Source organism: Burkholderia sp. Tr-20355 (genome assembly GCF_017104685.1).
In the GTDB taxonomy this organism is placed as follows: Bacteria; Pseudomonadota; Gammaproteobacteria; order Burkholderiales; family Burkholderiaceae; genus Burkholderia; species Burkholderia seminalis.
Map to the genome: position 1 here is coordinate 48,624 of NZ_JAAGPK010000022.1, position 12,699 is coordinate 61,322.

Here is a 12,699-nt window from a genome sequence, read left to right on the forward strand (position 1 = left end):
TATATTTAATGATCGATAGCGTTTTTGCTATCATCGGCCTCACTATCAGAATCATTGACCCGGACAGGGCAAGGACACACACGATGAAATTTTCGCTGCTGAAGAAGCTGCTGGTTGCCGGCCTGGTCGGCACGTCGTTCGCCGCCGCGACCGCGCACGCGGCCGACCTCCTCGACCAGGTCAAACAGCGCGGCACGCTGCGCGTCGGCCTCGAAGGCACGTTCCCCCCGTTCAACTCGAAGAACCCGCAAGGCGAACTCGTCGGCTTCGACGTCGACATCGCGAAGGCCGTCGCCGCGAAGCTCGGCGTGAAGGCCGAATTCGTGACGACCGAATGGAGCGGCATCATCGCGGGCCTGCAGGCCGGCAAGTTCGACGTGATCGCCAACCAGGTCGGCATCACCGACAAGCGCAAGGAAACGCTCGACTTCTCGCCGGCGTACACGTTCTCGTCCGCGCAGCTGATCCAGCGCAAGGACGACACGCGCGAGTTCAAGTCGCTGGACGACCTGAAGGGCAAGAAGCTCGGCGTCGCGCTCGGCACCAACTACATGGACATGGCGAAGTCGGTGCCCGGCATCGACGTGAAGACGTACCCGGGCGCGCCCGAGTACCTGCGCGACCTCGCCGCCGGCCGCCTCGACGCGGCGCTCAACGACCGCCTGATGCTCGCGTACCTGACGAAGAACGCGCAGCTGCCGCTGCGCCCGGGCGCGAACGTCGGCTCGGCGAACCCGTCGGGCATCCCGTTCAAGAAGGGCAACCCGAAGTTCCAGAAGGCGATCGACGACGCGATGACGCAACTCGAGGCCGACGGCACGTTCACGAAGATCTCGGACAAGTGGTTCGGCATCGACGTGACCAAACCGATCAAGTAAGCACGCCTGCATGTCCCGCCTGACGGCGGGCCGGAAAGGGCGGCATCCGTCACGATGCCGCCCTTTGTTTTATGCGTCCGGTTTATGATTGCGCTTTCGCGCACGCATTCGATTCGTACTCCATGTCGACAACGTCCCTGCTCGTCCAATCGCTGCCGGTGCTCGCCCAGGGCGCCGTCCTGACCGTCAAGTTCGCCGTGCTGTCGATGGTGTTCGGCCTGCTTGGCGCCGTCGTGCTCGCGATGATGGGCATCCGGCAAAGCGAAGCGCTCGACGGCTTCGAACGCGTCTGGGTCAACGCGCTCGCGTGGCTCGCGCGCGGGTATGTGAGCCTGATGCGCGGCACGCCGCTGCTCGTGCAGATCTTCGTCATCTACTACGGGCTGCCGAGCCTCGGCATCTCGCTCGACCCGACGCCGGCCGGCGTCATTGCGCTGTCCGCGAACGTCGCGGCTTACATGTCCGAAAGCATGCGCGGCGCCATCAACGGGATCGCGCGCGGCCAATGGCTCGCCGCGTACAGCCTCGGGCTGTCGTGGGGGCAGACGCTGCGCTACGTGATCGGCCCGCAGGCGCTGCGCATCGCGGTGCCGAGCCTGTCGAACAGCCTGATCAGCCTGATCAAGGACACGTCGCTCGTCTCCGTGATCACCGTGACCGAACTGCTGCGCAGCGCGCAGGAAGTGATCGCGGCGACCTATCAGCCGCTGCCGCTCTACCTCGCCGCCGCGGCCGTGTACTGGATCCTGTGCCAGATCCTCGAATGGGTGCAGCGCTGGTACGAAAAGCGCCTGTCGCTGCCGTCGCGGCACTAGCGCACGCGCTTTCGCCGGGCTCCGCATGCGCGCCCGGCGTACCCCCGTCTTCCCGCCTACTCGCCCAAATAGCGCACGCCGAGCGCGGCGCGCGCCGCATCGGTCATCGCGATCATCCGCCGCGAATGGTCGTGCGTCATGATCGGGCTTTCCGTTTCGCCCGCGCGCAGCAGGTCGCAGAAATGCGCGGTCTCGTAGTTCAACCCGCCGCCCTCGGCCGGCGCGTCGAGTTCGACGGTACGCCCGTCCGCATAGCAAATCGTCGCGCGCGCCGGGTTCCACCACTTCTCGTGAATCGTCACGTGGCCGCCGGCCGCGGCGATCAGCGCGTCGCCGCGCCCCATCACGTCGAGTCCGCAAAAGAGCTGGGCGATCCCGCCGTTCGCATGCACGCTGTTCAGGCTCGCGAACAGGTCGACGCCCGTCGCGCCGACGCGGCCGAGCGTCTGCACGTCGAGCGCCGCCCCGAGCCAGTCGACCGCGAGAAACGCCTCGTAGATCCCGATATCGAGCAGCGCACCGCCCGCGCGATCGAGGCGGTAGACGGAGTGGTCGTCCGGCACCGACGACGATGCGCATCCTGCCCGGACGAGCCGGATCTCGCCGATCGGGTCGTTGCGCAGATGCGCACGCAATTGACGGTACAGCGGAAAGAACGGCGGCTTCATCGCTTCCATGAACAGCCGCCCGGCCTCGCTTGCCGCCTGCAGCACGGTATCGAGTTGCGCCGCGTTCAGCGTCGCGGGCTTTTCGCACAGCACGGCCTTGCCGGCGGCCAGCGCGGCCAGCGCGTACTGCGCATGACTGTCATGGAGCGTCGCGATGTAGACCGCGTCGATATCGCTCGCGAGGAGCGCGTCGAGGCTCGCGGCAGGCGTACCGCCGCAAGTCCCGCAAAAGGCGGCCGCGGCGTCGGCGCGGCGAGCCCAGGCACCGGCGAGCGTGGCACCCGGCACGTGCCCGAGGCTTTGCGCGAAGCGGCGCGCAATGCTGCCCACGCCGACGATGCCGAAGCGCACCGGGCGATGGTCGTTGTCGTTCATCCTGATCTTCCGTGTCGGTCGTATGACGGTAGCCGGCACGCTGCCGGCCGGCCGTCATGATAAACGGCCCGGCGGCACACGGATGAGCGACACGCGCAACGTCAGGCGCGCACGGGCACGTCGACCGAGAAATCGCGCGAAATTTCGTCGGCGCTGAAATCGATCAGCGCGAGCGACGCCGCCTCGGCTTCGCGCGGGTCGCGCCGCTCGATCGCATCGACGACGCGCGCATGCGCCTTCACCGCGATCTCGTGTGCCCCTTCCTTCTGCACGACGCGCGGGTTCACGAGGCGCACCGCACCGCGCACGATCGCCGCCATCTGCTGGAAGAACTGGTTGCCGCTGGCCTGGACGATCCGCGTATGCAGCAACTCGTCCGCCGTGTCGTAGCCGGAATCCCCCGGCTGCAGCACCTTGAACGCATCGAACGCTTCGCGAATGCCCGCGATGTCGGTCGCCGTCGCACGCACCGCCGCCTGCGCGGTCGCACGTGGCTCGATCAGCATCCGAAACTCGATGACGTCGCGCATGAATTGCGGGTCGGGTTTCGCCCGAAATCGCCAGCTCACGACGTCTTCGTCGATCATGCGCCAGTCGCGCATCGGGCGCACACGCGTGCCGACTTTCGGGCGCACGTCGAGCATGTCGCGCGCAAGCAACATCGACAATGCTTCCCGCATCACCGTACGACTCACATCGAACTCTTTCGACAGCACGTCTTGCGGCGGCAAGATGCCGCCATACTTGTCCTCGACGATACCCGAGACAAGCCCATCCATCACTTTGGCGACCAGTGACCGGTCTTTGCCCTGCTCCATGACACCTCCCCGTGCGTCGATTTGCGAACACCTGCTCCGCAGTTCCGCCGGCCCTGGTTACCACTGTTCTTATGATCTATAAGTTGATGAGTTCGACGATATTCCGCTATCTGGTAAACACCTGACAGGGTTATCCCTCTTTTTTGACGAGGTGATTTATACGGCTAAAAAAAAAGCCCGGGAAGCGCGCTGCGCTTGCCGGGCCCCGATTTCCACAAGATTTAAACCTTCAGTCCATTAATGATCGACAACGCCGTTACGGACTGCTTCTCATTCAGGTTCAGCCAGCCGGATAAACGATCGTTTCGACGCCGTTTTCCGTGCCAAGCAAGCACAGATTCGCGCCGCGCCCGGCGAACAGGCCGACCGTCACGACGCCCGGCCATGCATTCACCTGCGCTTCGAAACCGCGCGGATCGGCGATCTGCAGCCCCTTCACGTCGATGATCTCGTTGCCGTTGTCGGTGATGTACGGTGCGCCGTCCTTCGTCACGCGCAGCACGGGCACGCCGCCGAGCGCGGCGACGCGCCGGCCGATCGCCGTGCGCGCCATCGGCACGACCTCGATCGGGAGCGGGAACGCGCCGAGCACCGGCACGCGCTTGCTGCCGTCCGCGATGCAGACGAACGTGTCGGCCACCGACGCGACGATCTTCTCGCGCGTCAGCGCGCCGCCACCGCCCTTGATCATCGCGCCGCTCGCGTCGATCTCGTCGGCGCCGTCGACGTACACCTGCAGCGAGTCGACCTCGTTCAGGTCGAACACCTTGATGCCGTGCGCTTTCAGGCGCTCGGTCGTCGCGACCGAGCTCGATACGGCGCCGCGATAGCGCGACTTGACAACGGCGAGCGCGTCGATGAAGCAGTTGGCGGTCGAGCCGGTGCCGACACCGATCACGGCGCCTTCCGGCACGTTCTGGATCACGTAGTCGGCGGCGGCCTGGCCGACGAGGCGTTTGAGTTCGTCTTGAGTCATGGCGTGGTAATGCTGCGGGATTGCGAAAAACCGCCAGTTTACCGGAGTCGGGGGACGGCCCGTGTTTTTCGGCGTGCGACGCGCCGCGTGTTCACGGTGCGCCGGACGCGGGGGCATTATCCGCCGGCTGCGTGCCGGGGAAGTACTTGTCGAGCAACGCCTGTGCGATCGCGTCGGTTTCGGCGTCCGGATTGCCCGCATAGTCGGACGGGCGGAAATGCATCTGGAACGCGGCGAACACGCGCCGCGTGCGCACATCGAGCATTCCGTCGGTCGGCACGTCGTAGCCGTAGCGTGCGAGCTTGAGCTGCAGTTCACGCACGTCGACCGGCGCGCGCGGGTCGCGGCCGCCGAGCCGCGCGGCCACGGTCGCCTCGTCCGGCCACGCGCCGACACCGGCCTGCGCCAGCGCATGCCACGGGAACAGCGGCCCCGGATCGATCTTGCGTTGCGGCGCGATGTCGCTGTGCCCGACCACGCGTGTCGGTGGAATGCCGTAGCGCGCGACGATGTCCTTCGACAGGTCGATCAATGCGACGACCTGCTCGGGGGGATACGGCTGCCAGGTGCGATTCTGCGGATCGAGCGGGCCGCGGTTCACGTTCTCGATGCCGATCGACACCGCGTTCAGCTCGGTCGTGCCTTGCCATTCACTCACGCCCGCGTGCCAGGCGCGCTGCGCTTCCGGCACGAGCTGATAGACGACGGGCATCCCGCGCTCGATGCGCGGCTGCGGCGGGACGACGTAATGCACGCTGACCGAATCGCCCGTCAGCGTGCGCAACGACTTCGCCTCGTCGCTTTCGGTGTAGTGCATCACGAGAAAGCGAACCCGCGAATCGGCGCCGCGCGCATGCAGGCTCGTGTCGGCGTAGTAGGTCCCGCGTTCGACGAGCGACGGCGACGTGCAGGCCGCCAGCAGGCACAGCACGGCGCAGGAGGCGCCAACACGGAGCAGGGTCATCGGTCGCGGGTTCCGGAGAGCCGCGTGCCGCACCCCATCACGGCACGCGTCGTTCGGGTCATTCGAAGCCCCGCGCGGCTCGCGCGGGACGGGCGGGCGTCAGCCCTTCGCGCGCCGCTGGCGCACGGCCTCGTACAGGCACACGCCGCTCGCGACCGACACGTTCAGGCTTTCCACGCTGCCGGCCATCGGGATGCTCATCACTTCGTCGCAGGTGTCGCGCGTAAGCCGGCGCATGCCTTCGCCTTCGGCGCCCATCACGAGCGCGACGGGGCCGTCGAGCTTGGTCTCGTAGAGCGTCGCCGGCGCCTCGTCCGACGTGCCGATGATCCACACGCCGGCTTCCTTCAGCTCGCGCAGCGCGCGGGCGAGGTTCGTCACCGTGATGTACGGCACCGTGTCGGCCGCGCCGCTCGCCACCTTGGCCGCCGTCGCGTTCAGGCCGACTGCGCGGTCGCGCGGGGCGATCACCGCATGCGCGCCGGCCGAATCGGCGACACGCAGGCACGCGCCGAGGTTGTGCGGATCGGTGACGCCGTCGAGCACGAGCAGCAGCGCGGGACCCTGGATGCCGTCGAGCAACTCCGACAGGTTCTGCGCAAGCGGCATGTCCTCGACCCGCGCGACAACGCCCTGGTGGCGCTCGGTGTGCGCGAGGCCCCACAGGCGCGTTTCGTCGGCTGCAATCAATCGCACGCCCGCTTCCTTCGCGGCGTGCAGGAAGTCCTGCATGCGGCGGTCGCGGCGCGTCTGGTCGTACAGCACCTCCGCAACCGTCGATGCATCGTGCCGCAAACGTGCGGTCACCGCATGAAAACCGTAAAGAACCTTCAGACGTGACATGACTGGAACAACCTTCGATCAAACGTGCGGCCGCGCGACACGCGCAGCCGCGATCCATGGAAAAGGAAAGCGCCGCGTTGCCGGCCGATGACCGGTGACGCGGCGTCTCTCGATACTGCGGAGCGTGCGCTTGCGACGCCCCGAACGCTCAATACTTCTTGCGGGCGCGAGTCTTCTTCGCGGTCGGCTTCGCGGGCGCACCGCTCCCGCCACCGCCCTTCTTCTTCGCGGCGGCACGCGCGGCGCGCGCGTCCTTCACCGCGACGCTCGGCGCGCTCGCGGCCTGCTTGCGACGCGGCGCCGACTCTTCCGACGGCGGCAGCGCGCGCACGCGCGGACCGTTGCCGTTGCGATCGGCACCGGCGGCAGCCGGCGCAGGCGACGGACGCGGCGCCTTCACCGGCGTATCGCGCACGAGGCGGAAGTCGATCTTGCGCGCGTCGAGATCGACGCGGCTCACCTGGACGCGCACGCGATCCGACAGGCGATAGCGGATGCCCGTCCGCTCGCCGCGCAGCTCGTTCTTGATCTCGTCGTACTGGAAGTAGTCCGAGCCGAGTTCCGTGACGTGCACGAGCCCTTCGATGAACAGCGTGTCGAGCTGCACGAAGATGCCGAACGACGTGACGCCGTTCACCATCCCGCCGTACTCCTCGCCGAGCTTGTCGCGCATGAAGTAGCACTTGAGCCATGCCTCGACGTCGCGCGACGCTTCGTCCGCACGACGTTCGTTCGCCGAGCAGTGCAGGCCGAGTTCTTCCCAGATCGCCGTGTTCGAGCGCGAGCGGCCGCGCGATTCGTCGTCGGCCTGCTGCATGGCGCGCGCGCGCGGCGACAGCGCGGTGTTCAGCTCGAAGCCGTCCGGCGCCTTCGGCACGTACTTCTTGCCCGACAGGATCGCGTAGATCGCACGGTGCGTGAGCAAGTCCGGATAACGGCGGATCGGGCTCGTGAAGTGCGCGTACGCGTCGTAGGCGAGGCCGAAGTGGCCGATGTTGTCCGGGCTGTAGACGGCCTGTTGCATCGAGCGCAGCAGCATCGGCTGCAGCATCTGCGCATCGGGCCGGTCGCGGATCTGCGCCATCAGCGCCGCGTAGTCGCTCGCATGCGGCTTGTCGCCGCCACCGAGCGACAGGCCCATGCCGCGCAGGAAGGCACGCAGGTTCTCGAGCTTCTCCGGCGTCGGCCCCGCGTGCACGCGGTACAGGCCCGGATGCTTGTTGCGCTTCAGGAAGTCGGCCGCACAGACGTTCGCGGCCAGCATGCATTCCTCGATCAACTTGTGTGCGTCGTTGCGCTGGCGCGGCACGATCTGCTCGATCTTGCCCTGCGAGTTGCAGACGATGTAGGTCTCGGTTGTGTCGAAGTCGATCGCACCGCGTTTCTGGCGTGCGGCGAACAGCGACTTGTAGACGCCGTACAGATCCTGCAGGTGCGGCAACAGGTCGGCGCGGCGCGCGGCCTCCGGCCCCTTCGTGTTCGACAGCACGGCCGCGACCTCGGTGTACGTGAGGCGTGCAGCCGAATGGATCACGGCCGGATAGAACTGGTAGGCCTTGATCTCGCCGCGCGCGGTGATCACCATGTCGCACGCGAGCACGCAGCGGTCGACGTGCGGATTCAGCGAGCACAGGCCGTTCGACAGCTTCTCCGGCAGCATCGGGATCACGCGGCGCGGGAAATAGACCGAGGTGCTGCGTTCGAGCGCATCGGCGTCGAGGCCCGTGCCCGGCTGGACGTAGTGCGACACGTCGGCGATCGCGACGATCAGCCGGAAGCCGTCGCCACGGCCGACCTTGACCGGCTCGCAGTACACGGCGTCGTCGAAGTCGCGGGCGTCCTCGCCGTCGATCGTCACGAGCGGCACGTCGCGCAGATCGACGCGGAAACGCAGGTCGCCCGGCCGGACCTTGTCCGGCAACGCGGCGGCTTCGTCGAGCGCCGGCTGGCTGAATTCGTGCGGCACGCCGTACTTGCGCACCGCGATTTCGATTTCCATGCCCGGATCGTCGATGTCGCCGAGCACTTCGACGACACGGCCGAGCGGCTGCGAATGACGGCTCGGGAAATCGGTCAGCTCGACGACGACGACCTGCCCGACCTTCGCCTTCTTCACGTTCTGCGTGATCAGGATGTCGTGGCCGATGCGCTTGTCTTCCGGCGCGACGATCAGCGCACCGTTCTCGTTGAGCAGGCGGCCGATCACGCGCTTGTTCGCGCGTTCGGTGACTTCGACGACATGCCCTTCCGGGCGGCCGCGGCGATCGTAGCCGACGATCCGCGCGAGCACGCGGTCGTTGTGCATCACCTTCTGCATTTCGCCGTTCGGCAGGAACAGATCGTCCTGGCCGTCGTCGCGGATCACGAACCCGTAGCCGTCGCGATGCCCCTGCACGCGCCCGGCGACGAAGTTCGACGGATGGGTCAACTGGTAATGGCCGCGCTTGTCGAGGCGGATCTGGCCGTCGCGCTCCATCGCGGCGACACGCCGGAAGAACCCCTCGCGCTCCTGACGCTTGATCGACAGGGCCTCGGCGATGTCGTTGGCAGCCAGCGGCGCGTCGCTCGTACGCAGCACGCCGAGAATTTCTTCACGGCTCGGAATGGGGTACGGATATTTGCTCAAGGGTTTGTCGATGATTGTTCTCGTTGCGTTGACTGATGGTGCACGGCATCAACATAGAGGTGTCCGTCAGACAGTTCTATATTGACGGCGGCGGGTCATTCTATCACCCGCCTGAGTCGCCAAATGACGGGAATGCCGCGAGCGGGCGCGACAGCAGCCGGTTTGCGATGCATCGCAAAAAAGTGTTGACACGAATAATTGGGGCGCTATAATTTTGTTTCTTTGCAGCAAGCAGCTCACTGCAAAACGTGCCCAGGTGGCGGAATTGGTAGACGCACTAGGTTCAGGTCCTAGCGGTGGCAACATCGTGGAGGTTCGAGTCCTCTCCTGGGCACCACTTGATTTATAAAAAAGGTCGGCTTCTAGCCGGCCTTTTTTCATTTCGGCACCCGCATCGCGGCGACTGCCGTCGGCCCTTATGTCGGCCATTCCGATCGATAGCAGAATTTATCGCTTATCAATCGCCCTCCCCGTTGCTACGTTAGCCGCCTTGCTTTCAATGCATCCAACGAGGAGCACGACTCATGACGTCGATGAACCGCCGCGCATTCGCGCGCGCGATGCTGGCCGCCGGCCTCACTGTCGCGGGCGTCAGGGCCCGCGCCGAGAACACGCCCGCGACGCTGCGCATCGGCTACCAGAAATCTTCGACGCTCATCACGTTACTGAAGACACGCGGCACGCTCGAGCAGGCGCTGACACCGCTCGGCCTGCGCGTGTCGTGGCATGAATTCGCGAGCGGATTGCCGCTGACCGAAGCGCTCAACGTCGGCGCCGTCGATTTCAGCGCCGACGTGGCCGACACGGTTCCGGTCTTCGCGCAGGCAGCCCATGCGCGTTTCGTGTACGTCGCGCAGGAAGCACCTTCGCCGAAAGCGCAGGCGATCGTCGTGAAGCAGGACAGCGCGCTGCACACGCTCGCCGATCTCAAGGGCAAACGCATCGCGGTCACGAAGGCGGCCGGCAGCCACTACCTGCTGCTCGCGGCGCTCGCACGCGCGAAGCTCGCGCCCGCCGATACAGCGATCCACTACCTGACGCCTGCGGATGGGCGCGCGGCGTTCGAGCGTGGCAGCGTGGATGCATGGATCACGTGGGATCCCTATGTCGCATCGGTCGACCGGAATCCCGACGTGCGGATTCTCGCCGACGGCGAGGGGCTCGCATCGTACCAGCGCTACTACCTTGCCTCGAGCAGTTTCGCGACCGCTCGACCCGACGTCGTCCAGGTCCTGTTCGACCAGCTGTCGCAGGCCGGCACGTGGCTGCGTGACCACCCGCAGGACGCCGCGAACACACTCGCGCCGATCTGGGGGCTCGACGCGGCAACGATCGCGCGCGCAAACGCGCGGCGCAGCTATCTCGTCCGCACCGTGGTCGCGCAAAACTTCAGCGAACAACAGAAGATCGCCGACACCTTCCTCGCGGCGGGACTGCTGCCCGCCCGCGTCGATACGGGACAGGCGCTGCGCTGGAATTTCGCGGCAAAGCGTGCGGAGCCGGTCGGCGCGTGAAGCCCTGCCGCGCAAGCGGCCAATATTTTTATCACTTCGGATGAAATTCTGTTGACAGACTTCAGCCACACGCTAGAATAGCGGTCTTCGCACTGCAGCAAGCGAAACGTGCCCAGGTGGCGGAATTGGTAGACGCACTAGGTTCAGGTCCTAGCGGTGGCAACATCGTGGAGGTTCGAGTCCTCTCCTGGGCACCACTTGATTTATAAAAAGGTCGGCTTCTAGCCGGCCTTTTTCATTTTCAGCCCGGGAAGCAAAGCGCCTGTGCGCTTTGCGCGAGGACTCGAAGGGCTGCGCTTGCAAGCGCAGCCGGCGTCACGCACACCGGCCGCGTGGCAATCTCGGGCATTCGACGCAGATCAGGCACCGCTCCAGCGCTTCGCCGCAATCGCAACGCGCTCGCCCAGCACTTCAGCCGTCTTGCGGTCACTTTCGAGAATCGCGTCGCCGCTCTGGTCCGCATTCGCCTGCGCCATCGCGCCGAGAAACGAGCCGAGCCGGTTCAGATCGTTGACGGACCCCGTGCTGCTATTGTTGCCGGGCATCAGGCCGAGGCTGACCCACAGCATCTGATGCTGGGCCGCAAACACGGCGAGCTGCTGCAACGTCGACAGCTTGTCGCCGCTTTGCGAAGCCGACACCGTGAACCCGGCCGCCAGCTTGTCCCGCCACTTTCCCCAATACTTCGACGACGCATCCATGAAGCCCTTGAACTGGGCGGATGCGCTGCCCATGTAAGTCGGCGAACCGAAGATGATCGCATCGGCATCACGCTCCAGATACGCCCAGTGTTCATCGATCGTATCGACCGGAATCAGCTTGACCGATGCACCGTCGACTTTCTCGACACCGCGCGCGACCGCGTCCGCAATGACGGCCGCGTGGCCATAACCGCTATGAAAAACGACTGCGATTTCAGACATGAAGCACTCCTTGTTGGCAGGGACAAAAAACGTTACCGAGACAGTAACATAAAATGCCGGCTCGGGCCTCTTGGTTCATGTGTATGGTTGCCCCCTCTTCCGTGGACGAAACAACGTGCGAGCCATCGTCACGCGCTGCCGGATCGTGCCAATGAAGATACTTTGCAGGAAACTGTTGACAACGATTCCGGCCACGCTATAATTGCGGTCTTCGCTTCGCAACAAAAAGCGAAACGTGCCCAGGTGGCGGAATTGGTAGACGCACTAGGTTCAGGTCCTAGCGGTGGCAACATCGTGGAGGTTCGAGTCCTCTCCTGGGCACCACTTGATTTATAAAAAGGTCGGCTTCTAGCCGGCCTTTTTCATTTTCAGCCCAGGAAGCAAAGCGCCTGCGCGCTTTGCGCGAGGACTCGAAGGGCTGCGCTTGCAAGCGCAGCCGGGGTCGCGCCCGTGTGACCGAGTCCTCTCCTGGGCACCACTTGATTTATAAAAAAGGTCGGCTTCCAGCCGGCCTTTTTTCATTCCAAGCTCCGGAATCGCGACTTACCTCGCCCCGATCACACGCACCGCGTGCCGGATGCCGCCTCTCGCCATCTTCGCATACGGACATATCGCTTCGGTTTCCGCGACCAGCGCACGCGCGTCATCGGGATCGACGCCCGGCATGCCGACCTCGACATCCAGTTCCAGTTCGAACAAGCCGTCCGACGGATCGCGCTGAAACGTCACGCGGGCCGAGACGGCGAGGTCCGCCGGCAAGCGAACCCTGCGCTTCATCGCGACCAGCGTCAGCGCGCCGTGAAAACATGCGGCAAACCCAGCGGCAAACAACTGCTCCGGATTCGTCCCGCCACCCACACCGCCCAACTCCACCGGCAAACGCAACGACAGATCGAGTTCGCCGGTTGCCGCGCGTGCGTGCCCGGACGATCGGCCGTGCGCCGCCTCGCCGCCGGTCACGACCACCGTCGTCGTGTAAAGCGGCAGCGGCTCGCTGCCGGAATAAGGATCAAGCAGCGACACCGAAGGCCGCGCCGCAGGTTGCATGGGTTTCTCCCGGAAAAGGCACGGCGCCCTCCCGATCGCGCCGTGCCGGATGTCCAATGAACGATACCGGACCGTGCCAGCAGGCACCGTCGGGCTTCGCCTCGCGCGGATTGCGGCGACCCGCCATCCCGCGAGCAATCGTGACGTGCAGCCGCGTCCCGGTCCATCAGACGAATTCCAAATTTCCCGATTTGAGGGCATTCACGATCCATCCCCGATTCCCCGCGCCGACACGAAGCGCTCCCACCCCAC

Annotated in this window: 11 protein-coding genes and 3 tRNA genes; 6 read left to right on the forward strand and 8 right to left on the reverse strand. The window is 65.5% G+C overall.

Annotated elements, in window-relative coordinates:
• The first annotated feature begins 83 nt into the window (after positions 1 to 83).
• Positions 84 to 878: a cystine ABC transporter substrate-binding protein gene (locus G3N62_RS08565; RefSeq protein WP_034186994.1), complete on the forward strand. Its 795-nt coding sequence runs from the start codon at positions 84 to 86 to the stop codon at positions 876 to 878.
• A 122-nt stretch (positions 879 to 1,000) separates the two neighbouring features.
• On the forward strand, positions 1,001 to 1,693 hold the full coding sequence (locus G3N62_RS08570) for an amino acid ABC transporter permease (protein WP_034186995.1): 693 nt from the start codon (positions 1,001 to 1,003) through the stop codon (positions 1,691 to 1,693).
• Positions 1,694 to 1,749: 56 nt separating this feature from the next.
• On the opposite strand, the gene G3N62_RS08575 is transcribed toward G3N62_RS08570, so the two are convergent.
• The 6 genes from G3N62_RS08575 to rnr all read right to left on the reverse strand — a co-directional run bounded on the left by G3N62_RS08575 (position 1,750) and on the right by rnr (position 8,963).
• Positions 1,750 to 2,736, reverse strand: coding sequence for a Gfo/Idh/MocA family oxidoreductase (locus G3N62_RS08575; RefSeq protein WP_124669109.1), 987 nt, complete (start codon positions 2,734 to 2,736; stop codon positions 1,750 to 1,752).
• 101 nt (positions 2,737 to 2,837) lie between these two features.
• Entirely contained in the window at positions 2,838 to 3,554 is a 717-nt protein-coding gene (locus G3N62_RS08580; protein WP_034186997.1) for a FadR/GntR family transcriptional regulator, read from the reverse strand.
• 280 nt (positions 3,555 to 3,834) lie between these two features.
• Entirely contained in the window at positions 3,835 to 4,530 is a 696-nt protein-coding gene (gene rpiA / locus G3N62_RS08585; protein WP_034186998.1) for a ribose-5-phosphate isomerase RpiA, read from the reverse strand.
• 91 nt (positions 4,531 to 4,621) lie between these two features.
• Positions 4,622 to 5,494, reverse strand: a complete 873-nt coding sequence (locus G3N62_RS08590; RefSeq protein ID WP_034186999.1) for an N-acetylmuramoyl-L-alanine amidase — start codon at positions 5,492 to 5,494, stop codon at positions 4,622 to 4,624.
• Positions 5,495 to 5,593: 99 nt separating this feature from the next.
• Positions 5,594 to 6,337: a 23S rRNA (guanosine(2251)-2'-O)-methyltransferase RlmB gene (gene rlmB / locus G3N62_RS08595; protein WP_034187000.1), complete on the reverse strand. Its 744-nt coding sequence runs from the start codon at positions 6,335 to 6,337 to the stop codon at positions 5,594 to 5,596.
• A 148-nt stretch (positions 6,338 to 6,485) separates the two neighbouring features.
• Positions 6,486 to 8,963, reverse strand: a complete 2,478-nt coding sequence (rnr, locus tag G3N62_RS08600) for a ribonuclease R (RefSeq protein ID WP_034187001.1) — start codon at positions 8,961 to 8,963, stop codon at positions 6,486 to 6,488.
• A gap of 250 nt (positions 8,964 to 9,213) precedes the next feature.
• Between rnr and G3N62_RS08605 the strand changes: the two genes are divergently transcribed.
• The 3 genes from G3N62_RS08605 (at position 9,214) to G3N62_RS08615 (ending at position 10,674) form a co-directional block, all read left to right on the forward strand.
• Positions 9,214 to 9,300: transfer RNA gene (locus G3N62_RS08605), tRNA-Leu, on the forward strand.
• Positions 9,301 to 9,487: 187 nt separating this feature from the next.
• The gene (locus tag G3N62_RS08610; RefSeq protein ID WP_049030927.1) at positions 9,488 to 10,477 is read left to right on the forward strand and encodes an aliphatic sulfonate ABC transporter substrate-binding protein; all 990 of its coding nucleotides are present in this window, start codon (positions 9,488 to 9,490) and stop codon (positions 10,475 to 10,477) included.
• A gap of 110 nt (positions 10,478 to 10,587) precedes the next feature.
• Positions 10,588 to 10,674 (forward strand) — tRNA-Leu (locus G3N62_RS08615).
• A 162-nt stretch (positions 10,675 to 10,836) separates the two neighbouring features.
• Here G3N62_RS08615 and G3N62_RS08620 read toward each other — a convergent pair.
• Positions 10,837 to 11,400: a flavodoxin family protein gene (locus tag G3N62_RS08620; RefSeq protein ID WP_049033213.1), complete on the reverse strand. Its 564-nt coding sequence runs from the start codon at positions 11,398 to 11,400 to the stop codon at positions 10,837 to 10,839.
• Positions 11,401 to 11,637: 237 nt separating this feature from the next.
• Here G3N62_RS08620 and G3N62_RS08625 point away from each other — a divergent pair.
• Positions 11,638 to 11,724, forward strand: a tRNA-Leu gene (locus tag G3N62_RS08625).
• Between the two features lie 219 nt (positions 11,725 to 11,943).
• Here the strand turns inward: G3N62_RS08625 and G3N62_RS08630 are convergent.
• Positions 11,944 to 12,447, reverse strand: a complete 504-nt coding sequence (locus tag G3N62_RS08630) for an Ohr family peroxiredoxin (protein WP_124669110.1) — start codon at positions 12,445 to 12,447, stop codon at positions 11,944 to 11,946.
• Positions 12,448 to 12,699: the final 252 nt, after the last annotated feature.

What these genes read in the sequence shown, in the direction of transcription:
- G3N62_RS08565 (WP_034186994.1), top strand. Translation starts at nt 84, where the DNA reads ATGAAATTTTCGCTGCTGAAGAAGCTGCTGGTTGCCGGCCTGGTCGGC.
- G3N62_RS08570 (WP_034186995.1), top strand. Translation starts at nt 1,001, where the DNA reads ATGTCGACAACGTCCCTGCTCGTCCAATCGCTGCCGGTGCTCGCCCAG.
- G3N62_RS08575 (WP_124669109.1), bottom strand. Translation starts at nt 2,736, where the DNA reads ATGAACGACAACGACCATCGCCCGGTGCGCTTCGGCATCGTCGGCGTG.
- G3N62_RS08580 (WP_034186997.1), bottom strand. Translation starts at nt 3,554, where the DNA reads ATGGAGCAGGGCAAAGACCGGTCACTGGTCGCCAAAGTGATGGATGGG.
- rpiA (WP_034186998.1), bottom strand. Translation starts at nt 4,530, where the DNA reads ATGACTCAAGACGAACTCAAACGCCTCGTCGGCCAGGCCGCCGCCGAC.
- G3N62_RS08590 (WP_034186999.1), bottom strand. Translation starts at nt 5,494, where the DNA reads ATGACCCTGCTCCGTGTTGGCGCCTCCTGCGCCGTGCTGTGCCTGCTG.
- rlmB (WP_034187000.1), bottom strand. Translation starts at nt 6,337, where the DNA reads ATGTCACGTCTGAAGGTTCTTTACGGTTTTCATGCGGTGACCGCACGT.
- G3N62_RS08610 (WP_049030927.1), top strand. Translation starts at nt 9,488, where the DNA reads ATGACGTCGATGAACCGCCGCGCATTCGCGCGCGCGATGCTGGCCGCC.
- G3N62_RS08620 (WP_049033213.1), bottom strand. Translation starts at nt 11,400, where the DNA reads ATGTCTGAAATCGCAGTCGTTTTTCATAGCGGTTATGGCCACGCGGCC.
- G3N62_RS08630 (WP_124669110.1), bottom strand. Translation starts at nt 12,447, where the DNA reads ATGCAACCTGCGGCGCGGCCTTCGGTGTCGCTGCTTGATCCTTATTCC.